A 218-nucleotide genomic window follows, 5' to 3' on the forward strand; every position below is an offset into this window, starting at 1 on the left:
TGGTGCCCAGAGGCGGAATCGAACCACCGACACGAGGATTTTCAATCCTCTGCTCTACCGACTGAGCTATCTGGGCATATTATAACGGGATAAGAAGACACCGTTCTTTACTGAAAGGATTGATAAAACAAGCTTTTAGTAAAATGGTGCCCAGAGGCGGAATCGAACCACCGACACGAGGATTTTCAATCCTCTGCTCTACCGACTGAGCTATCTGG

1 tRNA gene is annotated in these 218 nt (G+C 47.7%); it reads right to left on the reverse strand.

From position 1 onward, the window contains the following. Window positions 1-76 (reverse strand) — tRNA-Phe (locus AYW75_RS18560). Between the last annotated feature and the right edge of the window lie 142 nt (window positions 77-218).

The sequence above is a fragment of the Marinomonas atlantica genome (genome assembly GCF_001639725.1).
GTDB classification, from domain to species: domain Bacteria; phylum Pseudomonadota; class Gammaproteobacteria; order Pseudomonadales; family Marinomonadaceae; genus Marinomonas; species Marinomonas atlantica.